This is a genomic window from Enterobacter cloacae complex sp. 309I3 (genome assembly GCF_050031595.1).
GTDB lineage: Bacteria > Pseudomonadota > Gammaproteobacteria > Enterobacterales > Enterobacteriaceae > Enterobacter > Enterobacter cloacae.
The window spans coordinates 544,149-567,943 of the sequence record NZ_JBLGWI010000001.1; the positions used below are offsets into that span (position 1 = coordinate 544,149).

Here is a 23,795-nt window from a genome sequence, read left to right on the forward strand (position 1 = left end):
TCAGCCCTTTGGGAGAGGGCAGGGGTGAGGGAATCAGACGACTCAGTGCTTAAGCACCCACGCCTCTTTCCAGTGTGAACCGGTGCCCGGCTCAAACTGGGTCGCATACTTGCTCCACTGCACGCAGTAGCCGCTGTACGGGAAAGGCTTACACTGGTAGGTCTTACCATCTTTTGGCTGCAGCACCACGGTGCCTGCTTTGTACGACGCGATGTTATCCGGGAAGATGTAATCATGCTGACCGGTGCTGTTGTCCGCCGCGGCTTCCTCTTCCAGCATCAGGTTCAGCACATCCTGCGCAAACAGCGTGCCGTCTTTATTGGTGGCGTAGTACTTCAGCATGTGGTGACCCGCCTCAACGCCGGTCAGCGTCAGGGTGACGTCCTGATTCACGTTATTCATCTCCTGCTTCAGGTACCCTTTTTCCGCCCCGTGATGGTTCATGACGTGGGCTTCGAAATCGACGTTACCGTGGGTATTCACATGGAAGGTGACGGTCGCATTGCCGTTCTCGATTTTGCTGTAGTGCAAATTGCTGACGGCGATGGTTTCATTGACCTCTGCCTTCTGCTCTTCGTACGAAATCGCAACGGACTGCAGGGCGCTGCCCTCTTTGACGAATACGCTGTTCGCGCCATGGACCGGGCTAATCTCGCCGCCCTCATCCTTCACGCCGACGCGAATGTCCTGGTGCGCGGTATTAATTTTCTGCGCCAGATCGTACGACCACTGGTTAGCATCCCCCTGCGCGGCCGTGGCGATCGTTATTTCTGTGCGCAGGGAGGTTACTTCACCGTGCGCATCGAAGAAGCGGGCAATGACCTTATCGCCGACGTTCAGGTTATTTCCTGCAATCTGGCCGCTGAGGACCTTGCTCCACTCTGATTCGATGCTGGCACCGTCATCCGGGGTAACATTGCCGCCGTTACCAAAATCAACGTCAATGGCCTGGTAGAAACTGTTCGAAGTATCCGCTATTTCCCAGACGCCATAAATCACCTGGTAACCCGTGCGAGCCGGTACATTACAGGTCATGGCTTTGCGCATCGCGGGGGCCTGGCCATTTCCATTCACGGTACAGAACGGGGTTAATTCAAACTGATCGCGGGTCAGGGGTTTATTCGGATCCCAGTTTTGTTTGGTGATGTAGTAACGCCAGTTGGTGGTTTTGTGCGGCGCGGTGTGATACCAGACAAACTCATGCGGGCCGGCGGTCATGGGGCTTTTCGTCCACGCGTTCAGGCTCTGTTTATCCAGCTGGGAGTAATTCGCAATCCCCGCGCTGGCAAGCTGGCCGTCTGGCGGCATCGCACCGCCCGGGAAGCCGGAGGTTTTCTCCACGCTCTGCGGTTCATACTGAACGGAGCCACAGTCAATGTTTTGACCGAGCTTGCACATATAAGCGCGGCTGGCAGGAGACTCAATATATCCGTGCGCTAAAGCGGATGAGGCAACGGTCAGGGTCGCCATCGCAAGGGCAATCTTTGATAATTTCATTGTTAGTCCATTAATAATAAATACGCAGGGTGATGTTATTAATGGCGGGTGGGGAAGGTCATGCTGTGGTGAGAGGAAAAATAACCAAAAAAAATGGACAGCCGAAGCCGCCCATTCCCTGCTGCTATCAATCAGCGACGTACGGCAATCGCTTCGATTTCAATTTTCACGTCTTTTGGCAGACGAGCCACTTCCACGCAGGAGCGCGCCGGGAAAGAGGCGTTATGCTCGGTGAAGAACGCTTCATAAGTAGCGTTAACGGTGGCGAAATCGTTCAGATCTTTCACGAAAACGGTGGTTTTCACGATGTCGCCCACTTTCAGGCCTGCGGATTCCACAATCGCCTGCACGTTTTCCAGCGACTGACGCGCCTGCGCCGCTACGTCGGCTGGCACTTCACCGGTCTTCGGGTTCACCGGGATCTGGCCAGAGGTAATAATCATGCTACCCAGATCAACGCCCTGAACGTATGGGCCGATAGCCGCTGGTGCATTTTCCGTCGCGAGTACTTTGGTCATGATTTCTCCAGAATAACAGCTGATTTAAGAGTCCCGGCCATTATAGGGAGGCCGGGATCCTTTACCAACCTCAATTAGTTGGCCAGCACCACATAATGAGAAAACTCTTTTTCGCAGTATTTGCATTTGAGTGCGATGTCATCGGCGCGTTTTTTCACTGCGAAGCTGGAGGAGACCGGTTCCGCGTGGCTGATGCAGTTGCTGTTCGGGCAAACCAGCACGCTCTCAATCCGCTCCGGCAGGCTTGGGCGTGATTTGCCCACCACGTCGTAATTGTCGATACGGTTAACGGTGGCGTCCGGCGCGTACAGCGACAGCTGGTTAACCTGCTCGTCGGTCAGGAAAGTATTCTCGATCTTGATCAGGTCCTTGCGGCCCATTTCGCCTGACGGCAGATTCAGGCCGATGGTGATGCGCTGGTCGGTTTCGGTCAGTTTAAACAGCGTCAGCAGCTTAAAGCCGACCTGCGCAGGGATGTGGTCAATCACGGTGCCACGTTTGATGGCTTCAACCTGGAGTTTGTTATCGTGTGTCATTGTCGTTTCCCCTTACAGAGCCAATTCGCGATTCAGAACCAGTGCCAGTAACGCCTGGCGGGCGAAGATGCCGTTTCCGGCCTGCTGGAAGTACCAGGCGTGCGGCGTTTTATCTACGTCTGTGGTGATCTCATCGATGCGCGGCAGCGGGTGCAGCACCTTCATGTTGTCGCGCGCGCCCTCGAGGTCGCTGGCGCGCAGCACAAACTGCGCCTTCACGTTGGCGTACTCGGACGGATCCAGACGCTCTTTCTGCACGCGGGTCATATACAGAATATCCACGTTGCCCATCACCTCTTCGATGCTGGCGTGCAGGCTCCACGGAATGCCTTTTTCATCCAGCATGTCGAGAATGTACTGCGGCATCGCCAGCGCGTCCGGGGCGATGAAGAAGAAGCGGTTGCCGTTGAATTTCGCCAGCGCCTGGGTCAGGGAGTGAACCGTGCGGCCATATTTCAGGTCACCCACCATGGCGATGTTCAGGTTTTCCAGACGGCCCTGGGTCTCCTGAATGGTGAACAGATCCAGCAGGGTCTGCGTCGGATGCTGGTTGGCACCGTCACCGGCGTTCAGCACCGGAATACCGCCGGAGAACTCGGTCGCCAGACGGGCCGCGCCCTCCTGCGGGTGACGCATTACAATAGCGTCAACGTAGGTGCTGATCACTGAAATCGTATCCGCCAGGGTTTCGCCTTTTTTACCCAGCGACGTGTTACTGCTGTCTGAGAAGCCCACCACGCTCGCGCCCAGGCGGTGCATGGAGGTTTCAAAGGAGAGGCGCGTGCGGGTCGAGGCTTCAAAGAAGCAGCTCGCAATCACCTTGTGCTTCAGCAGCTCCGGTTGCGGATTGGCCTTCAGTTTTGCCGCGGTTTCCAGAACCAGTTCCAGCTCTTCGCGGCTGAGGTCGTTTATGGAAATGATGTGTTTTTGATAAAGCGGATTCATGTTTATCTCCTGACGCCGGGCAAAAAAAAGCCCCTCAAATGAGGGGCTCTGGGAATAGGTTTAGCAACGGGAAGAAAAACGGCAGGCCAGCGTCTGATTTCAGACGCGGTAAGACGTTATGTCGAACACGCTTGACCATGCTTCCTCCCGGCAAATTGTCGGGCATTATACGCACCCCGATGTCCGGATCAAGCAATTTAATGCACGCTTTACTCAATGCAAACGGTTCTTTATGAATATTAATGCGTTCTGAGTAAATAATTAATTTGCTTATGCACCAGCGCGGTACGCTTCACCACCCGGGGGGCGACCCAGACAATACTGCTTCCGGCAACCACGCCTAAAATTTCCGGTAACTGGTGATAATCCAGAATGCGCGCCACCGCGCGGCCATATCCGGCCACGGTATGAATAAGGATAAATTCGCTATTATGCTCCACGCTGACCACCATTTCGGAAACGGTACGCGCGGCGTCGGGGGCAGGGCGCAGAAGAGGATTCAACGAATAAATTTTTAGCCCTTTGGCATTTCGAATTTTTATGACACCAAGCAACTTGAGCAGACGTGAAACGGTGGACTGGCTGATGGTCTCAAAACCACGCTCCTGCAAATCGCGGCGAATCTCTTCCTGGGAGAGATAGCTCTTTTCTGCGATCAGGCGCTGACAGACCGTCAGCTGTAGCTGTTCTTTTGGAGAGTAATCACCATATTCCGTCATAACTATTTCCCATGTAAGTGGCTGAAACAAAACGCCCGGTGGCGCTACGCTTACCGGGCCTACAACGTCAAAACATCACAATACTGCCCCCAGGCTTAACGCCACCATGATCACCACCGTGAGTATCCCCAGCAGCGGCGCCACCCATTTCAGGTAGCGCACATAGGGCACGCGGGCGATAGCCAGCCCGCCCATAACCACCGCGGAGGTGGGCGTCACCAGGTTAACGATACCGGAGGCTGACTGGTAAGCCGTGACTACCAGGTCGCGGTTGACGTTAGCGAAATCGGCAAGCGGTGCCATGATCGGCATCGTCAGAACGGCCAGGCCGGATGAAGAAGGCACAAGAAACGACAGCACCACCTCCAGCCAGTACATCACGTTGATAAACGCCACCGTGGATAACCCGCTGACCAGCCCTTCCGCGCTGTGCAAAATGGTGTGGGTAATCATGCCCTTATCCATGATGACTACGATACCGCGGGCGATGCCGATAATCAGCGCGACGCCCAGCAAATCTCGTGCGCCGTTGATAAACGTTGAGGTCAGCTCCTCTTCGCTCATGCGGGCGATAAGCCCCACGATAATGGCACTGGCGAGAAACACCACCGAGATCTCCGCCATCCACCAGCCCAGCACCGCCACGCCGTAAATCATCACCGCGAAGGCGAGGGCGAAAATGACCAGGATGATTTTGCGTACCGGGGTAAATTCCAGCGTCTGTGCGTCTTTGTTACCGAGGAAATGGGCGCGGTTCTCTTCCTGTTTGTCTGCAACGATGGAAAGAGACGGATCCTGGCGCACCTTACGGGCGTAACGCATTACCCATGCCACGCAGATGATCCAGCCGATGACCAGCAGCGCCACGCGCAGGGCGATCCCGTTGGTGAAGGGGATCCCGGCGGCGTTGGCGGCGATCACCGTGGCGAAGGGGTTGATGGTAGAGCCGAGCGTGCCGATCCCCGCGCCGAGCAACACGGTGGAGGCCGCGACAACCGGATCAAAACGGGCGGCCAGCATCACCGGCACCAGCAGGGTGTAGAACGGCAGTGACTCTTCGGCCATGCCGTAGATGGTGCCGCCTGCGGCGAACAGCGCCATCAGGATCGGGATCATCCACTCTTCACGCCCGCGTAATCGCGTGGTGACGCGCTCGATCCCGGCGTCGATCGCCCCGGTTTTGGTGACGATCCCGAGAAATCCCCCGATGATCAGGATAAACAGCGCTACGTCGATCGCCCCGGCCTGTCCGGACTCCGGATCGTACAGCCCGGCAATGGGAGCCATCAGTACGGAAACCAGCCCCTGCGGGTGGGCCGCCACGTGCGCGTAGGTCCCGGCAACCGGCACGTCTTTGCCGAGCGCCTCGTTCATTGCCATATGGTACTGTCCGGCCGGAATAATCCACGTCAGCACGGCCACGACGGCAATCAGAAAAAAGAGAATGGTGTAAGCGGAGGGAAACTTAAACTTGCCCATGATGTTCTCCTGAACCCCGGCGCACCCCGTGGCGCGCCGGGCGGTGATTAGTCGCCGAGTGTCGCCACCATGACGGCTTTTATGGTGTGCATACGGTTTTCTGCTTCGTCGAAGACAATAGAGTTTGGTGATTCAAAGACCTCTTCCGTCACCTCCAGCCCTTTCAGGCCGTAGGCCATCTCAATTTCGCGGCCCACTTTGGTGTGTTCGTTGTGAAACGCCGGCAGGCAGTGCATAAACTTGACGTTCGGGTTGCCGGTGGCCTTCATCACCTGCGCATTGATTTGATACGGCTTCATCAGGCTGACGCGCTCGGCCCAGGCTTCCTTCGGCTCTCCCATGGAGACCCACACGTCGGTGTAGAGGAAATCGGCTCCCTGCACACCTTCTTCTACGTCGTCGGTAAGGGTGATGCGTGCGCCCGTTTCTTTTGCGATGGCGCGGCACTGCTCAACCAGCCCCGCTTCCGGCCAGAAGGACTTTGGTGCCACCAGGCGGATATCCATTCCCATCTTGGCCGCACCGACCATCAGCGAGTTGCCCATGTTGTTGCGCGCGTCGCCCAGATAGGCAAAGCTCAGCTCCGGCAGGGTTTTGCCCGGCGAGTGCTCCAGCATGGTCATCAGATCGGCGAGGATTTGAGTGGGGTGGAACTCGTCAGTCAGGCCGTTCCATACCGGCACACCCGCGTACTCGCCCAGCTCTTCGACGATGGCCTGGCCGTAGCCGCGATACTCGATGCCGTCATACATGCGGCCCAGCACGCGGGCGGTGTCTTTCATCGACTCTTTATGGCCAATCTGCGAGCCGCTTGGGCCGAGGTAGGTGACCTGCGCGCCCTGGTCAAATGCGCCCACTTCAAAGGCGCAGCGGGTACGGGTAGAAGTTTTCTCAAAAATCAGGGCGATGTTTTTCCCGACCAGGGTTTGCTTCTCACGTCCGGCTTTTTTGGCGGCCTTCAGTTCGATGGCGAGGTCGATCAGGTACTGGATCTCCGCCGGGGTATAGTCCAGCAGTTTGAGGAAGTTGCGGTTTTTCAGGTTGATGGTCATGTGTAAATCCTTTTTAAATCGTTAGCTGTCTGGTGCCCTCACCCCGGCCCTCTCCCCCGGGGAGAGGGAGAGTCGGGTGAGGGGGAAGTTATTCAGTTACGAATCAACGTGCCTTTCTCGCCCGCGAGGATCTCCGCGCCGTCGGCCAGCGCGCCGATCCCGGCAATCCCGTTGCAGGCCTCAACAAACTCGCGGCAGGCGGCCACTTTCGGCCCCATTGAACCGGCGTCGAACGCCATGCCCTTGAGCAGTTCCGGCGTCACCTGTGCCAGCGGACGCTGGGTTGGTTTACCCCAGTCTAGGTACACCGCGTCGGCATCGGTGAGGATCAGCAGGGCATCCGCCTCAATCTGGCGCGCCAGCAGGGCGGCGGAGAGGTCTTTGTCGATCACCGCCTCAATGCCGTGATAGCCATTGGCGTTTTCCACCACCGGTACGCCGCCACCGCCGTTGCAGATCACCAGATGGTCGCGCTGGATCAGCGCCGCGATGGCGTCGCTCTCAACGATGCGTTTCGGCTGCGGAGAGGGCACCACGCGGCGGAAGTAGCTGCCGTCGGCCTTGAACACCCAGCCTTTCTCCGCCTGCAGCGTTTTTGCCTGGGCTTCGCTGTAGACCGGGCCGATGTACTTGGTCGGGTTGCTGAAGGCCGGGTCGGCGGCGTCCACCTCCACCTGGGTGAGCAGGACGCTCACCTCGCGCTGGGGCAGGCTGTTTTTCAGCGCCTGCTGGAGCATGTAGCCGATCATCCCCTGGCTTTCGGCACCGAGAACGTCCAGCGGGTAGGGGGCGACTTTGTCGTAGGCGCTGTTCTGCAACGCCAGCAGCCCGACCTGCGGCCCGTTGCCGTGCACCAGCACCACGCGCCACTGCTCCGTCAGCCCGGCGATGGTTCGGGCCGCGAGATCGATGTTTTTACGCTGGATCTCGGCTTCTAGCGGTTCGCCGCGTTTGAGCAATGCGTTGCCGCCCAGGGCCACAACCAGAGTGGGTTTTCGTTCCATAGTGGCTCCTTAAATTCCGTCGCGTTCCAGTGGGCAACTCATGCAGCGCGCGCCGCCGCGACCGCGTCCCAGTTCGTCGCCCGGGATAGGCAGCACGGTGATCCCCGCTTTATCGTATTTCTCGTTGGTCCAGACGTTGCGCTCGTAGCCGATCACCACGCCCGGGCGGATGGTGAGCACGTTGTTGGCGTCGTTCCACTGCTCGCGTTCAGCTTCAAAGGCGTCGCCGCCGGTGGTGATCAGGCGTACCTGATTAATACCGAGCGCTTTCTCGATGGCGTGCAGCAGGTCGGTTTCCTGGGTGCGCAGCAGGCCGCCGCGTCCGTCCGGGGTGAGCGTCCAGCACTGGGCGTCTTTACGCACCACTTCCGGGTAGACGGAGAAGGTGTCCACGTCGATGTGGGTCATGACGGTGTCGAGGTGCATGCAGGAGCGGTGTTTTGGCAGCTCAACGGCAATCACGCGCTCGGCCTGGCGATGTTTAAACAGGCTGTTAGCGAGGAACTCCACGCCCTGCGGGGTGGTGCGTTCAGACATGCCAATTAATACCGCGCCGCGGCCAATCACTAATACGTCGCCGCCCTCCAGGGTGGCGTGGTCATAATTAATATTCTCGTCGCCGAAATACTTAATAAATTCGCCATCGGCGAATGCCGGGTGCCAGCGATATATGGCTCGCAGGTTATTGGTTTCACGCTGGCGGGCCGGTTTGGCCATCGGGTTAATGGAGACGCCGTTATAAATCCAGCACGAGGTATCGCGGGTAAATAAATGGTTTGGCAGCGGCTTCATAATAAAATCATTCGCCGTGTGGGTATCCACCACCATATTTTTAATCGCCGCCGGAATTTCACCGTAGGTTAATCCGCCGCTCAGTCTGCGCGCCAGTTCCCGGTGCGGCATATCCGCCAGCCAGCCGCGGACATCGCTGGCAAAGGTGGGGCCGAGACGGTAGTCGGAGATTTGCGTCTCCAGCAGCCAGGCTTTCGCCTCTGCAATATCAAGCGTTTGAGTGAGAAGGTCGGTCAACAGCAGGACTTCCACACCCTGCTCGCGCAGCGTGTTTGCGAAAATGTCATGCTCCTCACCCGCCCGCTCAACCGAGAGCACATCATCAAATAACAGCTCCTGACAGTTTGATGGCGTTAAGCGTTTAAGACTTAAATTAGGGCGGTGCAGCATCACGCTACGCAATTGACCAATTTCAGAACCGACATAATGCTTTTCCATAATTATTCCTTTAACTGTTTTTCAGAATAAAAAGGGCATGCGCCATATTCGTGTAATGATATGGCGGCTAAGCTCAATTGATTTCGTGGTCAATAGTAGGCGCTTAAATAAACCGTATTGTGATGTTGCTCACGTGAAATTAGGTATTGAGTAGTTTGTTTTCATTTGCATGATTCGCATCAGATAATGATTAATTTGATATTATTAGCCGGTGAATAGCTAAGCAGGATCCGTTGGCATTATTTGAGGTTGTTATTATTTTGTAGAATTTAATGTTTTGACATATTTGGTTATGCTATTGATTTCAAATGATTTTATTTGATGTGCGGAATGGCTATGCAGAATAGCCAATTAACTATTTTTGACTTAAGAAAAATCAATAAATAATTATGGAATTTAATAGCAAATAATCAAAATGATAAAGTGTGAAGCTGGCGCGAGTTTTATGATGAAGGCAGTATAATCAGTGAGTTAGCGTCACGGCACCGTCACGACGCGCTGAGGTTATGCATAACAACTGCATAAATGCCTGTGAGGGATTAACAGCAGATTAACACCTTTCCCGATAAACATGCGTTCGCGCAACTCTCCGCGAAAAAGGGCTGGTATGGCAGTTTGAATTCTCGTATAAAAGATTAAAATGAAACAGCGTTTTATTATGAGGGTTTAATTATGATTATCGGCAACATCCACCATCTGCAAGCCTGGCTACCGGAACCCCTGCGTCTGGCCATCGAGCACGTTAAGGCCCACGTCACCGACGCCACCCCGCCGGGCAAGCATGACATCAACGGCAGCAACCTGTTTTATCTGGTCTCCGAAGACATGACCCAGCCGTTTGCCGAGCGCCGCGCGGAGTACCATGCGCGCTATCTGGACATTCAGATTGTGCTCAAAGGGCAGGAAGGGATGACGTTCAGTACCTTGCCACACGGCACGCCGGACACCGACTGGCTGGCGGATAAAGACATCGCGTTCCTGCCGGAAGGCGAGCAGGAGAAAACCGTGGTGCTGAGCGAAGGGGATTTCGTGGTGTTCTGGCCGGGTGAAGTACATAAGCCGCTGTGCGCGGTGGGAGCCCCTGCTAAGGTCAGGAAAGTGGTTGTTAAGATGTTGGTGGGGTAATTTTCCCTCACCCTAACCCTCTCCCACAGGGAGAGGGAACTTTTACACCCTCTCCCCGTGGGAGAGGGCCGGGGTGAGGGCACCAGACCGCACCCACGCATAATGTGATCCAGCTTAAACTTCCCACACTCCCTCCTCATCTCTCATTTACCTGCGCTTTTTCTGCGTCATAGTATGATCGTTAAATTAATGAACGCCGTTCTATAATGTAGAACAAATTGATTCAGCAAGGAGATCTCATGCCGCAGTCTGCGTTGTTCACGGGAATCATTCCCCCTGTCTCCACCATTTTTACCGCCGATGGCCAGCTTGATAAGCCGGGCACCGCCGCGCTGATCGACGATCTGATCGCGGCAGGCGTTGACGGCCTGTTCTTCCTGGGCAGCGGCGGTGAGTTCTCCCAGCTCAGCGCCGAAGAGCGTAAAACCATTGCCCGCTTTGCTATCGATCATGTCGATCGTCGTGTGCCGGTGTTGATCGGCACCGGCGGCACCAACGCCCGGGAAACCATTGAACTGAGCCAGCACGCCCAGCAGGCGGGGGCGGACGGTATCGTGGTGATCAACCCCTACTACTGGAAGGTGTCTGAAGCGAACCTAATCCGCTATTTCGAGCAGGTGGCCGACAGCGTCACGCTGCCGGTGATGCTCTATAACTTCCCGGCGCTGACCGGGCAGGATCTGACGCCGGCGCTGGTGAAAACCCTGGCCGACTCGCGCAGCAACATCGTCGGCATTAAAGACACCATCGACTCCGTGGCGCATCTGCGCAGCATGATCCACACCGTCAAAGCCGCCCATCCGCACTTCACCGTGCTGTGCGGCTACGACGATCATCTGTTTAATACCCTGCTGCTCGGCGGCGATGGGGCGATCTCGGCCAGCGGCAACTTTGCTCCGCAGGTGTCGGTGAATCTTCTGAAAGCCTGGCGGGATAAAGACGTAGCGAAAGCGGCTGAGTATCATCAGACCTTACTGCAAATACCGCAGATGTATCAGCTGGATACGCCGTTTGTGAACGTCATTAAAGAGGCAATTGTGCTCTGCGGCCGCCCGATTTCTACCCACGTGCTGCCGCCCGCCTCTGCGCTGGACGCGCCGCGTAAGGCGCAGCTGAAAACCCTGCTGCAACAGCTCAAGCTCTGCTGAGCCGGACGATAACCATGACCATCGAGAAAATTTTTACCCAGCAGGATGATGCGTTTTATGCCGTCATCACCCATGCGGCGGGGCCGCAGGGCGCGCTGCCGCTGACTCCGCAGATGCTGATGGAATCCCCCAGCGGCAACCTGTTCGGCATGACCCAGAACGCCGGGATGGGCTGGGACGCCAACAAGCTGACCGGCAAAGAGGTGCTGATTATTGGCACCCAGGGCGGCATCCGCGCCGGGGACGGACGACCGGTTGCGCTGGGCTACCACACCGGGCACTGGGAGATCGGCATGCAGATGCAGGCCGCGGCGAAGGAGATCACCCGCAACGGCGGGATCCCGTTTGCGGCCTTCGTCAGCGATCCGTGCGACGGCCGTTCTCAGGGCACGCACGGCATGTTTGATTCCCTGCCGTACCGCAACGATGCGGCGATTGTGTTTCGTCGTCTGATTCGCTCCCTGCCGACGCGCCGGGCGGTCATTGGCGTGGCGACCTGCGATAAAGGGCTGCCTGCCACCATGATTGCGCTGGCCTCGATGCACAATCTGCCGACCATTCTGGTGCCGGGCGGGGCGACGCTGCCGCCGACCGTGGGGGAAGACGCGGGCAAGGTGCAGACCATCGGCGCGCGCTTCGCCAACCATGAACTCTCCCTGCAGGAGGCCGCCGAGCTGGGCTGTCGCGCCTGCGCGTCGCCGGGCGGCGGATGTCAGTTCCTCGGCACGGCGGGCACCTCGCAGGTGGTGGCCGAAGCGCTGGGTCTGGCGCTGCCGCACTCCGCGCTGGCGCCGTCCGGGCAGGCGGTGTGGCTGGAAATTGCCCGCCAGTCGGCGCGGGCGGTGAGCGAGCTGGATAACCGCGGCATCACCACGTGCGATATCCTCACCGATAAAGCCATCGAAAACGCCATGGTGATCCACGCGGCGTTCGGCGGCTCCACCAATTTACTGCTGCACATCCCGGCCATCGCCCACGCGGCGGGCTGCACGATCCCGGACGTAGAACACTGGACACGCGTCAACCGCAGGGTGCCGCGCCTGGTCAGCGTGCTGCCCAACGGCCCGGACTATCACCCGACCGTGCGCGCCTTCCTTGCGGGTGGCGTGCCGGAGGTGATGCTCCACCTGCGCGATCTCGGCCTGCTGCATCTGGATGCCATGACCGTCACCGGCCAGACGGTGGGCGAAAACCTCGACTGGTGGCAGGCGTCCGAGCGCCGTAAGCGCTTCCGCCAGTGCCTGAGCGAGCAGGATGGCGTGGATCCGGATGACGTGATCCTGCCGCCCGAGAAGGCAAAAGCGAGAGGGCTGACCTCAACGGTCTGTTTCCCGACGGGCAACATCGCGCCGGAAGGCTCGGTGATCAAGGCCACGGCCATTGACCCGTCGGTGGTGGGTGACGATGGCGTTTACCGTCATACGGGCCGGGCGAGGGTATTTGTCTCGGAAGCTCAGGCCATTAAGGCCATCAAGCAGGAAGAGATTAAACAGGGCGATATCATGGTGGTGATCGGCGGTGGGCCGTCCGGTACCGGCATGGAAGAGACCTACCAGCTCACCTCTGCGCTGAAGCATATCTCATGGGGCAAGACGGTGTCGTTAATCACCGATGCGCGCTTCTCGGGGGTGTCGACGGGCGCCTGCTTCGGCCACGTGTCGCCGGAAGCGCTGGCAGGCGGGCCGATTGGCAAGCTGCGCGACAACGACATCATTGAGATTGCCGTGGATCGCCTGACCCTGACGGGCAGCGTCAACTTTATCGGCACCGCAGAAAACCCGCTGACGCCGGAAGAGGGCGCGCGCGAGCTGGCAATAAGACAGACGCACCCGGACCTGCACCCTCACGACTTTTTGCCGGACGATACCCGCCTGTGGGCAGCATTGCAGTCGGTGAGCGGCGGCACCTGGAAAGGCTGTATTTATGACACCGATAAAATTATCGAGGTAATTAACGCCGGTAAAAAAGCACTCGGACTTTAATTATTTTCTGAGCGATACCGTCTACGGGAAATATCCCGTGGACGGTTTTCGCGCATCTTAAATTTATCAATTTAAACAATGCGTTGCGATATATCGGTGGCGTCACAAAAGCAAAATATCGTAATTCGGAAATAAGATATGACCATTGCTGGTTAATTGAACAGCTCATTACACTCCATTAACACGATGTTGTGAAATCAGCATACGAAAATAAAGGTGCGATGATGATGCAATTAACCATGAAAGATAAAATTGGCTACGGGCTGGGTGACACCGCCTGCGGCTTTGTCTGGCAGGCCACCATGTTCCTGCTGGCCTACTTTTATACCGACGTGTTTGGCCTGTCGGCGGGCATTATGGGCACGCTGTTTTTGGTCTCCCGCGTGCTCGACGCCGTGACCGACCCGCTGATGGGGCTGCTGGTGGACCGCACCCGCACGCGCTACGGCCAGTTCCGCCCGTTCCTGCTGTGGGGGGCGATCCCGTTTGGCATCGTCTGCATGCTGACCTTCTACACGCCGGATTTCTCTGCGCAGGGCAAAATCATCTACGCCTGCGTAACCTACATTCTGCTGACCCTGGTCTACACCTTCGTTAACGTGCCGTACTGCGCCATGCCGGGCGTGATTACCGCCGACCCGAAAGAGCGTCACGCCCTGCAGTCGTGGCGTTTCTTCCTGGCGGCGGCGGGCTCGCTTGCCATTAGCGGCATCGCGCTGCCGCTGGTGAGCATCATCGGCAAAGGGGACGAGCAGGTGGGCTATTTCGGCGCCATGTGCGTGCTGGGGCTGACCGGCGTGGTGCTGCTCTACGTCTGCTTCTTTACCACCAAAGAGCGCTACACCTTTGAGGTGCAGCCGGGCTCGTCGGTGGCGAAAGACCTTAAGCTGCTGCTGGGCAACGGCCAGTGGCGGATCATGTGCGCGTTCAAGATGATGGCGACCTGCTCTAACGTGGTACGCGGCGGGGCCACGCTCTACTTCGTCAAATACGTGATGGATCACCCGGAGATGGCGACCCAGTTTTTACTCTACGGCAGCCTCGCCACCATGTTCGGCTCGCTCTGCTCCTCCCGTCTGCTGGGCCGCTTTGACCGGGTAAAAGCCTTCAAGTGGATCATCGTCGCCTACTCGCTGATCAGCCTGCTGATTTTCGTCACCCCGGCGGAGCATATCGCCCTGATTTTCGCCCTCAACATCATGTTCCTGTTCGTCTTCAACACCACCACGCCGCTGCAGTGGCTGATGGCCTCTGACGTGGTGGATTACGAGGAGAGCCGCAGCGGGCGACGCCTGGACGGGCTGGTGTTCTCCACCTATCTGTTCAGCCTGAAGATTGGCCTGGCGATTGGCGGGGCGGTGGTGGGTTGGATCCTGGCGTACGTCAACTACTCCGCCAGCAGCAGCGTGCAGCCGGTTGAGGTGCTGACCACCATCAAAATTCTGTTCTGCGTGGTGCCGGTGGTGCTCTACGTGGGCATGTTCATCATGCTGTCGTTCTATAAGCTCACCGATGCCCGCGTGGAGGCCATCAGCCAGCAGCTGATCAAGCACCGCGCGGCGCAGGGCGAGGCCGTTCCCGACGCTGCGACAGCCGCATCCCATTAACCGGAGGCAATATGGAAATCACCAACCCAATACTCACCGGCTTCAACCCGGATCCGTCTTTGTGCCGTCAGGGCGAGGACTACTACATCGCCACCTCGACCTTCGAGTGGTTCCCGGGCGTGCGCATCTACCACTCCCGCGATTTGAAAAACTGGTCACTGGTCAGCACCCCGCTGGACCGCGTGTCGATGCTGGACATGAAGGGCAACCCGGACTCCGGCGGCATCTGGGCGCCGTGCCTGAGCTACGCCGACGGCAAATTCTGGCTGCTCTACACCGACGTAAAGATTGTCGACTCGCCGTGGAAAAATGGCCGTAACTTCCTCGTCACCGCGCCGTCCATCGAGGGGCCGTGGAGCGAGCCGATCCCGATGGGCAACGGCGGGTTTGACCCGTCCTTGTTCCACGACGACGATGGCCGCAAGTACTACCTCTACCGTCCGTGGGGGCCGCGCCACCACAGCAACCCGCACAACACCATTGTGATGCAGGAGTTTGATCCGCAGACCGGCACCCTCTCGCGCGAGCGCAAAATCCTGTTTACCGGCACGCCGCTCTGCTACACCGAAGGCGCGCACCTGTATCGCCACGCGGGATGGTATTACCTGATGGTCGCCGAAGGTGGCACCAGCTACGAGCACGCGGTTGTGGTGCTGCGTTCAAAAACCATCGACGGGCCATACGAGCTGCACCCGGAGGTGACGATGATGACCAGCTGGCACCTGCCGGAGAACCCGCTGCAGAAGAGCGGCCACGGCTCGCTGCTGCAGACCCACACCGGAGAGTGGTACATGGCCTACCTAACCAGCCGCCCGCTGCGCCTGCCCGGCGTGCCGCTGCTGGCCTCCGGCGGACGCGGCTACTGTCCGCTGGGCCGCGAGACCGGTATCGCCCGCATTGAATGGCGCGACGGCTGGCCGTACGTGGAAGGCGGCAAGCACGCGCAGCTGACCGTGAAAGGCCCGCAGATGGCGGAACAGCCTGCATCCGTTACGGGCAGCTGGCGGGAGGATTTCGACGGCAGCACGCTTGACCCGGAACTGCAGACCCTGCGCATCCCGTTCGACGACACCCTCGGCTCACTCACCGCGCGCCCCGGCTATTTACGGCTCTACGGCAACGACTCGCTCAACTCGACCTTCACCCAGTCGACCGTGGCGCGCCGCTGGCAGCACTTCGTCTTCCGCTCAGAAACGCGGATGCAGTTCTCACCGGTTCACTTCCAGCAAAGCGCGGGGCTGACCTGCTACTACAACAGCAAAAACTGGAGCTACTGCTTTGTGGACTACGAGGAGGGGAAGGGGAGAACCATCAAGGTTATTCAACTCGACCACAACGTGCCGTCATGGCCGCTGCACGAGCAGCCGATTCCGGTGCCGGAGAGCGCGGAGAGCGTCTGGCTGCGGGTGGACGTGGATACGCTGGTCTACCGCTACAGCTACTCGTTCGATGGCGAGACGTGGCACACCGTGCCGGTAACGTATGAGGCGTGGAAGCTGTCGGACGATTACATTGGCGGGCGCGGCTTCTTCACCGGCGCGTTTGTGGGGCTGCACTGCGAGGACATCAGCGGCGACGGCTGCCACGCGGACTTCGACTACTTCACCTACGAGCCGGTTTAACGGCTCAGGCCGGGTAGCCCAGCGCGCGTGAGAGCTGGAGCCCGGCCTGCTGAAGCTGCTCGCGGAAATCAGCCAGCCCGGCATCGTCCACGCGCGAGGTCAGCGTCGACAGGCTCAGGGCGGCAATCACGCGGGATTCATGGTTCCACACCGGCACCGCCACGCAGCGCACGCCCTGCTCGTTCTCTTCGCTGTCCAGGGCATAGCCCTGTTCGCGGGTCTGCGCCAGAGCGGCCATTAATGCTTCACGAGAGGCGAGGGTGGAAGGTGTATAGGTGGTGTACTGATAGCCCTCAAGCAGAGCGTTCAGCTCGGTCTCGCCCAGCCAGGCAATCAACACCTTGCCGATGGCGGTGGCGTGAACCGGCAGGCGGCGGCCGATGCGCGAATAGGCGATGGCGGCCAGCTTGCCTTCAATCTTCTCGATATAAACCCCTTCACGCCCGTCCAGGATCCCCAGATGGGTGGTCTGCCCGGTCCGTTGGGACAGCTCCGTCAGCCAGCCTTTCGCCTTCTGCCGAATATCGATGGAGCCCACGACGAAATGACCGCGTTCGACCAGCTTCATGCCGAGGCGATATTTACCATTCTCCGGGTTCTGATCGATATAGCCATGAAGCTGCAGGGTTTTCAGCAGCGAGTGGAGGGTACTCTTGCTCAACCCCATCAGTTTGCTGATGTCGGTGATCTTAAGCTCGGTGGCCTGCTCGTTGAACAGGTCGAGGATCTGCAACGCACGTTCAACAGACTGAATAATCGGCATAATGCTGGCATGTCCACGCTGGAATTAAGGCGAAAACGTACCTTTTTCGGGGTGAAAAATCAATGAAATGGAGGTAAAAGCAAAAACGACAACAAGGTTGTCGTTTTTTAGTGTTTTCCCCCTCTCCCTGTGGGAGAGGGCCGGGGTGAGGGCACCAACGCGCAGAGGACCCAATCAACCCCCAAGCGTCGCCACCATCACCGCCTTAATCGTATGCATCCGGTTTTCCGCCTGGTCAAACACGATGCTCGCCGCCGACTCAAACACCTCGTCCGTCACTTCCATCCCGCCGTGCAGATCGAACTCCTTCGCCATCTGCTTGCCGAGCGTGGTCTGGTCATCATGGAACGCGGGCAGACAGTGCAGGAACTTCACGTTCGGGTTGCCGGTCAGCGCCATCATCTGCGCGTTCACCTGATACCCGCGCAGCAGCGCAATCCGCTCCGCCCACTTCTCTTTGGCTTCGCCCATCGACACCCACACGTCGGTATAGATAAAGTCCGCACCCTTCACGCCCGCCGCCACGTCTTCCGTCAGGGTGATTTTGCCGCCGTGCTTCTGGGCCAGCGCGCTGCACTCCGCCACCAGGCTCTCTTCCGGCCAGCAGGCCTTCGGAGCCACCAGACGCAGATCCAGCCCGGTCAGCGCTGCCGCTTCCAGCATTGAGTTGCCCATGTTGTTGCGCGCGTCGCCCGCGTAGACCAGCGTCATCTCGTTAAACGCCTTGCCCGGCAGGTGCTCCTGCATGGTCAGCAGGTCCGCCAGCAGCTGCGTTGGGTGGAACTCGTTGGTCAGCCCGTTCCACACCGGCACGCCCGCGTACTGCGCCAGCGTCTCGACCACTTCCTGGCCGTGACCGCGATACTGAATGCCGTCATACATCCGCCCGAGCACGCGCGCAGTGTCCTTAATTGACTCTTTATGCCCAATCTGGCTGCCGCTCGGCCCTAAATAGGTAACGCGCGCGCCCTGGTCAAATGCGGCAACTTCGAAAGAGCATCGTGTACGGGTTGAGTCTTTTTCGAAGATGAGCGCGATGTTTTTACCGGTAAGCTTTTGTACTTCCTTGCCATTTTTTTTATCGGCTTTGAGCTGTGCGGCAAGAGTCAGCAGAGAAGTGAACTGTGCAGGGGTAAAGTCGAGCAATTTCAGAAAGTGTTTCTTGTACAGATCAGACATTTTATCCTCACATGGCGAACGCCACTTATTGAATTAAAATTCACTTTATATGTGTAATTATTCATTTGCAACCCCGTTTAACAAATCTTTCCAACAAAGGTGGAGGCAAACACGTCCGTGTGTGAAAATAGAAGTATCTGCCGCACTTTAAAGAGGAATGACCCATGGCAAACCCGGAACACCTGGAAGAACAACGCGAAGAGACGCGTCTGATTATTGAAGAGCTGCTGGAAGACGGTAGCGATCCGGACGCGCTGTACACCATCGAGCACCATTTCTCTGCGGATGATTTCGACGCGCTGGAAAAAATGGCGGTGGAAGCTTTTAAACTGGGTTACGAAGTGACCGAGCCGGAAGAGCTGGAAGTGGAAGAGGGCGATACCGTCATCTGCTGCGACATCCTGAGCGAAGGCGCGCTGAAGGCGGAGCTGATCGACGCGCAGGTAGAACAGCTGATGAACCTGGCCGAGAAGTTTGATGTGGAGTACGACGGCTGGGGAACCTACTTCGAAGATCCGAACGGTGAAGACGGCGAAGAGGGCGACGACGAAGATTACGTCGACGAAGACGACGACGGCGTGCGTCACTAAGCGTTTCAGGCGGTGGCGCGCGCCACCGCTTTTTCAAGGCAGAACCATGGATTACCCGCAGATACTCTCCCCCGTACTTAACTTCCTCCAGTGCCCGACCCCGCAAGCATGGATTGATAAAGCCCGCGACCCGGCGAATCTGCCGCTGCTGCTCACCGACCACATGGTGTGCGAGCTCAAGGCAGCCCAGACCGCGCTGCTGCTGGTGCGTAAATACGTCGCCGACGAAAGCGGTGCCGACGCGCTGCTCGACTGGCTCAAACCCTACGAACTGTTTACCTTCCGCGACGGCCCGGAGCCGGACTTCATCGCCCTGCACAGGCAGATTGGCAAAAGCGTGATGCCCAAAACCGACGACCCGTGGGGCCAGGCGCTCATCGACAGTATGGTGCTGCTGATTAAAGAGGAGCTGCACCACTTCTGGCAGGTGCGAGAGGCGATGCTGGCCCGCGATATTCCATACGTCAAAATCACTGCCAGCCGCTACGCCAAAGGGATGCTGAAGGACGTGCGCACCCACGAACCGCTGACGCTGATCGACAAGCTCATCTGCGGCGCCTACATTGAAGCCCGCTCATGCGAACGCTTCGCCGCGCTGGCCCCGTTCCTCGACGACGACCTGCAGAAGTTCTATCTCTCGCTGCTGCGCTCGGAAGCACGCCACTATCAGGACTACCTGACGCTGGCCCAGCAGGTGAGCGACGACGATATCTCACCGCGCATACAGCTTTTTGGCGAAATTGAAGCCACACTTATCTCGACACCGGACAACGAGTTTCGCTTCCACAGCGGCGTGCCGGTGTAAACCGGCATAACTCAAGGATAAGGATGCGAGATGAATAAAACGTGGACCCGTATTGTGATTGTCGTCATTGCGGCTGCCGCCGTGGCGTTCTGGGTGTTTTTCGACAGGCAGCGCGCCCCGGAACGGCAGATGGATAACGCCCTCAACGCGATGCCCGCCTGGCAGGTGATTAAGGAGCAGGAGCCCGCGCTGCATCAGCGTATCCTCGACCAGATGGCCGCCCTGCAAAAAGCGGGCGAGCCGGAGCAGCAGATTATCGACACCATCCAGCCGCAGATCCTGCATCTGCAGATGACGCGCCTGCAAAACGCCCCGGACGCCAACGTGGTGAACTACATGACCATCAACATGGAGCAGACCTCCGCCATCCAGAAGGTGAGCGACGACGCCTGCTTCCGCTTCCTCTACCCGATGGTCAAGGGCGGCATCAACCCGATGCGCATGCTGGATAAAGATCTGATGGCGCGGCGCATGCAGGCCGACGCCGACATGATGCGCGCGGCCTACGGCAAAAACAGCCACACCGTGACCCCGGCCGAGCGCGAGGCGGCAGTCGAAGATGTGCGGCCGATTATGAAGGCGCTTGCCGATAAGTACGGTGAGGACATCCAGCTGCTGCAGATGCCGGAGAAGGCGGTGGGCAAAGAGAAGCTCTCCTGCGATATGGTGCAGGAGATGTGGGCGAAGGTGCTGGCGCTGCCGGAGCAGAAGGCGGCGAGGGTGATTAGGCTGGCGGTATCTGAGCTGGACTGACGGTAGCGCTGGTTTTTTGGGCACTTAGCGCAGGTTTAGCGCGTCGTCGCTTGCATGGCGGCGCGCGACAGGTATAATCCACAACGTTTCCGCATCCCCTTCAGTGCCGAAGTGGCGAAATCGGTAGACGCAGTTGATTCAAAATCAACCGTAGAAATACGTGCCGGTTCGAGTCCGGCCTTCGGCACCAAAAGATGTGAATTAAAGTCGCTTAAGGGCGGCTTTTTTTGTGTCTATCTCTTCTAAATCCATCAGATATCTAACTGTAATATAAAAGACTTTTCGCGAGATTTCCCCATGCAAATGATGAGGTTTATTATCTTTAGTTGATTTATGTCTATCAGCATTTAGTTAGTTTGGAATCGACGCAGTTTATTAGATGCTGAAGTAATAAAGTATTAAAACCTCTGATGAGCATATTGCTTTTTCTGAAAGTGGTTACGCAAAAAATTACGTAAATTTAGCTATAAATCTTATCTGTCATTACGTAAAATATCGCGTAACTACTTTTACATGATTTGAGATGGATTACGGTATGGCTAATGTTGACGCAGATTACTGCTATTCTTTTCCAGCTATACGTGGCATACAGGCTGGTCGCCCTTTCTACATCGCCACGTGCCCCATGCGCATCATCCCTAAAATATTCAGCTTCGATGAAAACGACGTTCCGCCTGAGTTACGCGCGCAGCGCACCCTGAATAAATCACGTATCCCAGAAATGGTGCGATATCTTCTGGAAAATCCGAAAGATTATGTTTTTTCTGCTCTGACGGCCTCCATTGCCGTTGATGTCCAATTTGATGAATTTGCAGGTTCTAATAACCTTGGAACGTTATGCGTGCCAATGGACGCTCAAATACTCATCAATGACGGTCAGCATCGCCGTAAAGCGATTGAAGACGCTTTAGACGCACGCCCCGAGCTGGGACAGGATAATATACCGGTGCTATTTTTTGTCGATGAAGGGCTAAAACGTAGTCAGCAGATGTTCGCCGATTTGAATAAATACGCCATTCGCCCCAGCCCATCGCTAGCCTCTTTGTATGACCATCGTGATGCCTGTTCAAATCTGGCACGTTATCTGGCTATGTCCGTAGAACCGTTCGTTGGTATGACGGAGCTGGAAAAATCCGGTATCAGCCAGCGATCGAATAAACTATTTACGTTAAGTAGTATCAAGCAGGCCACCCGCGCGTTGTTGGGCAAAGATCCCAAAGAGAACAATTTTGAAGAATGCACGCTAATAGCCACCCACTACTGGCAGGCTATTTTTCACGTGATGCCGGACTGGCAGTTAGCGGCGAAAAAAGAGGTTTCGCCGGTTCAGCTACGACAGGATTATGTTCATGCTCACGGTATTGGTTTGCAGGCGCTCGGACAATTGGGGTACGCCCTGCTGACAGACTACCCGGAGCAATGGCCGGAGAAAATCGCTGCACTCAAGACCTTTAACTGGCGCAGAAACAATCCGGATCTGATCAAGCGCGCGATGCAGCACGGTAAGCTGAGTAAAACCAGTACGGCAATCCAGCTCACCTGCAATGCACTAAAAACCGCGCTCTCTATTCCCCTCACTCCTGAAGAACAGGAGCTTGAAGCTCAAATGGTTGTCTCATGAGTAAATTAGTTCAGGCCTATGATTTGGCCGAATACGAAGATTTTATTAATCAGGAACAGTTCGCTGGACGACCTCTGGCCGAATATGTTGCTGAGGTTCAACGAATTTATTGTGCGGATAAGCGTCCGTGGGTGATTGGCTACAGCGGTGGGAAAGATTCTTCCGCTGTGATCACGCTGGTGTATCTGGCCTTGCTCGGCCTGCCCCCGGAAATGCGCAGCAAAGATGTTTTTGTGGTGTCGTCCGATACGCTGGTCGAAACGCCGGTAGTCGTGGATCTGATTAAGAAAACGATGTTGCAGATTGAGGCGGGAGCGAAGCGTAACGGCTTGCCGATCACGCAACACGCGGTAACGCCTAAAACGAATGAAACCTTCTGGGTCAATTTGCTGGGGAAAGGTTATCCGGCTCCAACTCGTAGTTTCCGTTGGTGCACTGAGCGCATGAAAATCAATCCCGTGAGTGACTTTATTAAAGATAAGGTCAGCCAGTTTGATGAAGTCATCGTCGTACTTGGTTCGCGCAGTAGTGAAAGTGCTTCTCGTGCGCAGGTGATCGCAAAGCACAAGATTGATGGATCACGCCTTGCCCGGCATACCACGCTGGCAAATGCTTTCATCTATACCCCCATTGATACCTGGGATGTAGAAGATGTCTGGAAGCTGCTGCGGGGCGCGTTCCGCTATGCCCCTGAAGATATCGACGAGTGGGAAAGCCCGTGGGGTGGAAACAACCGTCCTCTGTGGACGTTGTATATGGATTCTTCCGCACAGGGTGAATGCCCGCTGGTAATTGATGATAGTACCCCTTCCTGCGGCAACTCGCGTTTTGGCTGTTGGACCTGTACCGTTGTCACTAAAGATAAGGCTATGGAAAGCCTGATTAAAAACGGTGAAGAATGGATGTCTCCGTTGCTAAAATATCGTGATCTGCTGGCATTTACCACCGATCCGGTGAATAAAGATACGTTTCGAAACTATAAGCGTCGCACTGGTAAGGTGAGCTATCAGTACGCTAAAGAAAGTGATGAGCCGGGAGCTGAGCGTAAGCATGTTCCAGGTCCTTACTGGCTGAAATACCGTCAGCAATGGCTCAAAGAATTGCTGGAGATTGAGCGCGATTTAAATGCTCAAGGCCATACCATTACGTTAATTACCAAACCAGAGCTACATGCGATTCGTCAAGAGTGGTTGAAAGATCCTAATGAACCAGACTGGTATGACACGCTACCGGGTATTTACCGCGAAGTGTATCAGCAGGATTTAGACTGGGTGGTGGACGATCAGTCGCGCTTTGATGCCAGCGATGCAGATCTGTTGGTGCAGATAGCGCAGGGGTTTGACGTTGTGCCTGAAATGGTGATGAAACTCATTGAGCTGGAAGTTTCAATGGAAGGCTTAAGCCGTCGTCAGGGGATTTTTGATAAACTTGGCACGATCTTGAAGCAGGACTGGGGCACTCTCGAAGAAATTGAGCAACAACAAGTCACTCTGCAAAATCGAGTTGAACGGGATATTCATCAGGAAGAGCTTACAAAGCTGGAAGCTGAACTTCAGGTTTTACAGCGCAGAATTGTTGATGCCAGTGAATCCTCGTTACTGATTGGGGAGGAGAAATAAC

23 protein-coding genes and 1 tRNA gene are annotated in these 23,795 nt (G+C 56.7%); 11 read left to right on the forward strand and 13 right to left on the reverse strand.

The features are described from left to right. Positions 1-42 precede the first annotated feature (42 nt). The 10 genes from gbpA to arcA form a co-directional block, all read right to left on the reverse strand. Entirely contained in the window at positions 43-1,497 is a 1,455-nt protein-coding gene (gbpA, locus tag ACQG22_RS02580) for an N-acetylglucosamine-binding protein GbpA (protein WP_094085370.1), read from the reverse strand. A 131-nt stretch (positions 1,498-1,628) separates the two neighbouring features. Then, the gene (gene ridA / locus ACQG22_RS02585) at positions 1,629-2,015 is read right to left on the reverse strand and encodes a 2-iminobutanoate/2-iminopropanoate deaminase (RefSeq protein WP_006810315.1); all 387 of its coding nucleotides are present in this window, start codon (positions 2,013-2,015) and stop codon (positions 1,629-1,631) included. A gap of 74 nt (positions 2,016-2,089) precedes the next feature. Continuing rightward, a complete protein-coding gene (gene pyrI / locus ACQG22_RS02590) occupies positions 2,090-2,551 on the reverse strand; it encodes an aspartate carbamoyltransferase regulatory subunit (protein WP_013095364.1) in 462 nt (153 codons plus the stop codon). A gap of 12 nt (positions 2,552-2,563) precedes the next feature. After that, the gene (gene pyrB / locus ACQG22_RS02595) at positions 2,564-3,496 is read right to left on the reverse strand and encodes an aspartate carbamoyltransferase (protein ID WP_014830458.1); all 933 of its coding nucleotides are present in this window, start codon (positions 3,494-3,496) and stop codon (positions 2,564-2,566) included. A 34-nt stretch (positions 3,497-3,530) separates the two neighbouring features. Further along, positions 3,531-3,635 (reverse strand): pyrBI operon leader peptide, encoded by a 105-nt coding sequence (locus tag ACQG22_RS02600; RefSeq protein ID WP_022646880.1) that lies wholly within the window; start codon positions 3,633-3,635, stop codon positions 3,531-3,533. Positions 3,636-3,735: 100 nt separating this feature from the next. After that, positions 3,736-4,215: an arginine repressor gene (locus tag ACQG22_RS02605; RefSeq protein WP_013095367.1), complete on the reverse strand. Its 480-nt coding sequence runs from the start codon at positions 4,213-4,215 to the stop codon at positions 3,736-3,738. 75 nt (positions 4,216-4,290) lie between these two features. After that, complete coding sequence (locus tag ACQG22_RS02610; protein ID WP_369707024.1) at positions 4,291-5,694, reverse strand: YfcC family protein; 1,404 nt, start codon at positions 5,692-5,694, stop codon at positions 4,291-4,293. A 47-nt stretch (positions 5,695-5,741) separates the two neighbouring features. Next, positions 5,742-6,746, reverse strand: coding sequence for an ornithine carbamoyltransferase (argF, locus tag ACQG22_RS02615; RefSeq protein WP_013095369.1), 1,005 nt, complete (start codon positions 6,744-6,746; stop codon positions 5,742-5,744). Positions 6,747-6,838: 92 nt separating this feature from the next. Next, the gene (locus ACQG22_RS02620; protein ID WP_013095370.1) at positions 6,839-7,750 is read right to left on the reverse strand and encodes a carbamate kinase; all 912 of its coding nucleotides are present in this window, start codon (positions 7,748-7,750) and stop codon (positions 6,839-6,841) included. 9 nt (positions 7,751-7,759) lie between these two features. Next, entirely contained in the window at positions 7,760-8,980 is a 1,221-nt protein-coding gene (gene arcA, locus ACQG22_RS02625; RefSeq protein ID WP_013095371.1) for an arginine deiminase, read from the reverse strand. Positions 8,981-9,652: 672 nt separating this feature from the next. On the opposite strand from arcA, the gene ACQG22_RS02630 reads away from it, so the two are divergent. The 5 genes from ACQG22_RS02630 (at position 9,653) to ACQG22_RS02650 (ending at position 16,464) form a co-directional block, all read left to right on the forward strand. Beyond that, entirely contained in the window at positions 9,653-10,105 is a 453-nt protein-coding gene (locus tag ACQG22_RS02630) for a YhcH/YjgK/YiaL family protein (protein ID WP_045902578.1), read from the forward strand. A gap of 239 nt (positions 10,106-10,344) precedes the next feature. Further along, positions 10,345-11,253 (forward strand): 2-keto-3-deoxygluconate aldolase, encoded by a 909-nt coding sequence (gene yagE / locus ACQG22_RS02635; protein WP_335279191.1) that lies wholly within the window; start codon positions 10,345-10,347, stop codon positions 11,251-11,253. A gap of 14 nt (positions 11,254-11,267) precedes the next feature. Beyond that, positions 11,268-13,235, forward strand: coding sequence for a xylonate dehydratase YagF (gene yagF, locus ACQG22_RS02640; RefSeq protein ID WP_369706837.1), 1,968 nt, complete (start codon positions 11,268-11,270; stop codon positions 13,233-13,235). Between the two features lie 224 nt (positions 13,236-13,459). Next, complete coding sequence (locus ACQG22_RS02645; protein WP_369706838.1) at positions 13,460-14,842, forward strand: MFS transporter; 1,383 nt, start codon at positions 13,460-13,462, stop codon at positions 14,840-14,842. A gap of 11 nt (positions 14,843-14,853) precedes the next feature. After that, complete coding sequence (locus tag ACQG22_RS02650; protein ID WP_369706836.1) at positions 14,854-16,464, forward strand: glycoside hydrolase family 43 protein; 1,611 nt, start codon at positions 14,854-14,856, stop codon at positions 16,462-16,464. A gap of 4 nt (positions 16,465-16,468) precedes the next feature. On the opposite strand, the gene xynR is transcribed toward ACQG22_RS02650, so the two are convergent. The 3 genes from xynR to argL form a co-directional block, all read right to left on the reverse strand. Next, complete coding sequence (gene xynR / locus ACQG22_RS02655; protein ID WP_040020432.1) at positions 16,469-17,227, reverse strand: DNA-binding transcriptional repressor XynR; 759 nt, start codon at positions 17,225-17,227, stop codon at positions 16,469-16,471. A gap of 174 nt (positions 17,228-17,401) precedes the next feature. After that, positions 17,402-18,406, reverse strand: coding sequence for an ornithine carbamoyltransferase (argF, locus tag ACQG22_RS02660; protein ID WP_013095378.1), 1,005 nt, complete (start codon positions 18,404-18,406; stop codon positions 17,402-17,404). Further along, positions 18,376-18,471 (reverse strand): putative translational regulatory protein ArgL, encoded by a 96-nt coding sequence (gene argL / locus ACQG22_RS02665; protein WP_213014347.1) that lies wholly within the window; start codon positions 18,469-18,471, stop codon positions 18,376-18,378. The genes argF (ACQG22_RS02660) and argL overlap by 31 nt, the downstream gene beginning before the upstream one ends. A 99-nt stretch (positions 18,472-18,570) precedes the next feature. Between argL and rraB the strand changes: the two genes are divergently transcribed. The 6 genes from rraB (at position 18,571) to dndC (ending at position 23,794) form a co-directional block, all read left to right on the forward strand. Continuing rightward, positions 18,571-18,996: a ribonuclease E inhibitor RraB gene (gene rraB / locus ACQG22_RS02670; protein WP_006810300.1), complete on the forward strand. Its 426-nt coding sequence runs from the start codon at positions 18,571-18,573 to the stop codon at positions 18,994-18,996. Between the two features lie 46 nt (positions 18,997-19,042). After that, the gene (gene miaE / locus ACQG22_RS02675) at positions 19,043-19,801 is read left to right on the forward strand and encodes a tRNA isopentenyl-2-thiomethyl-A-37 hydroxylase MiaE (protein WP_335281432.1); all 759 of its coding nucleotides are present in this window, start codon (positions 19,043-19,045) and stop codon (positions 19,799-19,801) included. A 30-nt stretch (positions 19,802-19,831) separates the two neighbouring features. Continuing rightward, entirely contained in the window at positions 19,832-20,554 is a 723-nt protein-coding gene (locus tag ACQG22_RS02680) for a topoisomerase II (RefSeq protein ID WP_369706835.1), read from the forward strand. 105 nt (positions 20,555-20,659) lie between these two features. Further along, positions 20,660-20,744, forward strand: a tRNA-Leu gene (locus tag ACQG22_RS02685). A 345-nt stretch (positions 20,745-21,089) separates the two neighbouring features. After that, the gene (dndB, locus tag ACQG22_RS02690) at positions 21,090-22,175 is read left to right on the forward strand and encodes a DNA sulfur modification protein DndB (RefSeq protein ID WP_369706834.1); all 1,086 of its coding nucleotides are present in this window, start codon (positions 21,090-21,092) and stop codon (positions 22,173-22,175) included. After that, complete coding sequence (gene dndC / locus ACQG22_RS02695) at positions 22,172-23,794, forward strand: DNA phosphorothioation system sulfurtransferase DndC (RefSeq protein ID WP_369706833.1); 1,623 nt, start codon at positions 22,172-22,174, stop codon at positions 23,792-23,794. Before dndB ends, dndC begins: the two co-directional genes overlap by 4 nt. The last annotated feature ends 1 nt before the right edge of the window (position 23,795 follow it).

What these genes read in the sequence shown, in the direction of transcription:
- dndC (WP_369706833.1), top strand. Translation starts at nt 22,172, where the DNA reads ATGAGTAAATTAGTTCAGGCCTATGATTTGGCCGAATACGAAGATTTT.
- dndB (WP_369706834.1), top strand. Translation starts at nt 21,090, where the DNA reads ATGGCTAATGTTGACGCAGATTACTGCTATTCTTTTCCAGCTATACGT.
- ACQG22_RS02645 (WP_369706838.1), top strand. Translation starts at nt 13,460, where the DNA reads ATGATGCAATTAACCATGAAAGATAAAATTGGCTACGGGCTGGGTGAC.
- argF (WP_013095378.1), bottom strand. Translation starts at nt 18,406, where the DNA reads ATGTCTGATCTGTACAAGAAACACTTTCTGAAATTGCTCGACTTTACC.
- ACQG22_RS02650 (WP_369706836.1), top strand. Translation starts at nt 14,854, where the DNA reads ATGGAAATCACCAACCCAATACTCACCGGCTTCAACCCGGATCCGTCT.
- ridA (WP_006810315.1), bottom strand. Translation starts at nt 2,015, where the DNA reads ATGACCAAAGTACTCGCGACGGAAAATGCACCAGCGGCTATCGGCCCA.
- argL (WP_213014347.1), bottom strand. Translation starts at nt 18,471, where the DNA reads ATGAATAATTACACATATAAAGTGAATTTTAATTCAATAAGTGGCGTT.
- ACQG22_RS02620 (WP_013095370.1), bottom strand. Translation starts at nt 7,750, where the DNA reads ATGGAACGAAAACCCACTCTGGTTGTGGCCCTGGGCGGCAACGCATTG.
- xynR (WP_040020432.1), bottom strand. Translation starts at nt 17,227, where the DNA reads ATGCCGATTATTCAGTCTGTTGAACGTGCGTTGCAGATCCTCGACCTG.
- arcA (WP_013095371.1), bottom strand. Translation starts at nt 8,980, where the DNA reads ATGGAAAAGCATTATGTCGGTTCTGAAATTGGTCAATTGCGTAGCGTG.
- ACQG22_RS02630 (WP_045902578.1), top strand. Translation starts at nt 9,653, where the DNA reads ATGATTATCGGCAACATCCACCATCTGCAAGCCTGGCTACCGGAACCC.
- ACQG22_RS02610 (WP_369707024.1), bottom strand. Translation starts at nt 5,694, where the DNA reads ATGGGCAAGTTTAAGTTTCCCTCCGCTTACACCATTCTCTTTTTTCTG.
- pyrI (WP_013095364.1), bottom strand. Translation starts at nt 2,551, where the DNA reads ATGACACACGATAACAAACTCCAGGTTGAAGCCATCAAACGTGGCACC.
- argF (WP_013095369.1), bottom strand. Translation starts at nt 6,746, where the DNA reads ATGACCATCAACCTGAAAAACCGCAACTTCCTCAAACTGCTGGACTAT.
- rraB (WP_006810300.1), top strand. Translation starts at nt 18,571, where the DNA reads ATGGCAAACCCGGAACACCTGGAAGAACAACGCGAAGAGACGCGTCTG.
- gbpA (WP_094085370.1), bottom strand. Translation starts at nt 1,497, where the DNA reads ATGAAATTATCAAAGATTGCCCTTGCGATGGCGACCCTGACCGTTGCC.
- ACQG22_RS02600 (WP_022646880.1), bottom strand. Translation starts at nt 3,635, where the DNA reads ATGGTCAAGCGTGTTCGACATAACGTCTTACCGCGTCTGAAATCAGAC.
- miaE (WP_335281432.1), top strand. Translation starts at nt 19,043, where the DNA reads ATGGATTACCCGCAGATACTCTCCCCCGTACTTAACTTCCTCCAGTGC.
- pyrB (WP_014830458.1), bottom strand. Translation starts at nt 3,496, where the DNA reads ATGAATCCGCTTTATCAAAAACACATCATTTCCATAAACGACCTCAGC.
- ACQG22_RS02680 (WP_369706835.1), top strand. Translation starts at nt 19,832, where the DNA reads ATGAATAAAACGTGGACCCGTATTGTGATTGTCGTCATTGCGGCTGCC.
- yagF (WP_369706837.1), top strand. Translation starts at nt 11,268, where the DNA reads ATGACCATCGAGAAAATTTTTACCCAGCAGGATGATGCGTTTTATGCC.
- yagE (WP_335279191.1), top strand. Translation starts at nt 10,345, where the DNA reads ATGCCGCAGTCTGCGTTGTTCACGGGAATCATTCCCCCTGTCTCCACC.
- ACQG22_RS02605 (WP_013095367.1), bottom strand. Translation starts at nt 4,215, where the DNA reads ATGACGGAATATGGTGATTACTCTCCAAAAGAACAGCTACAGCTGACG.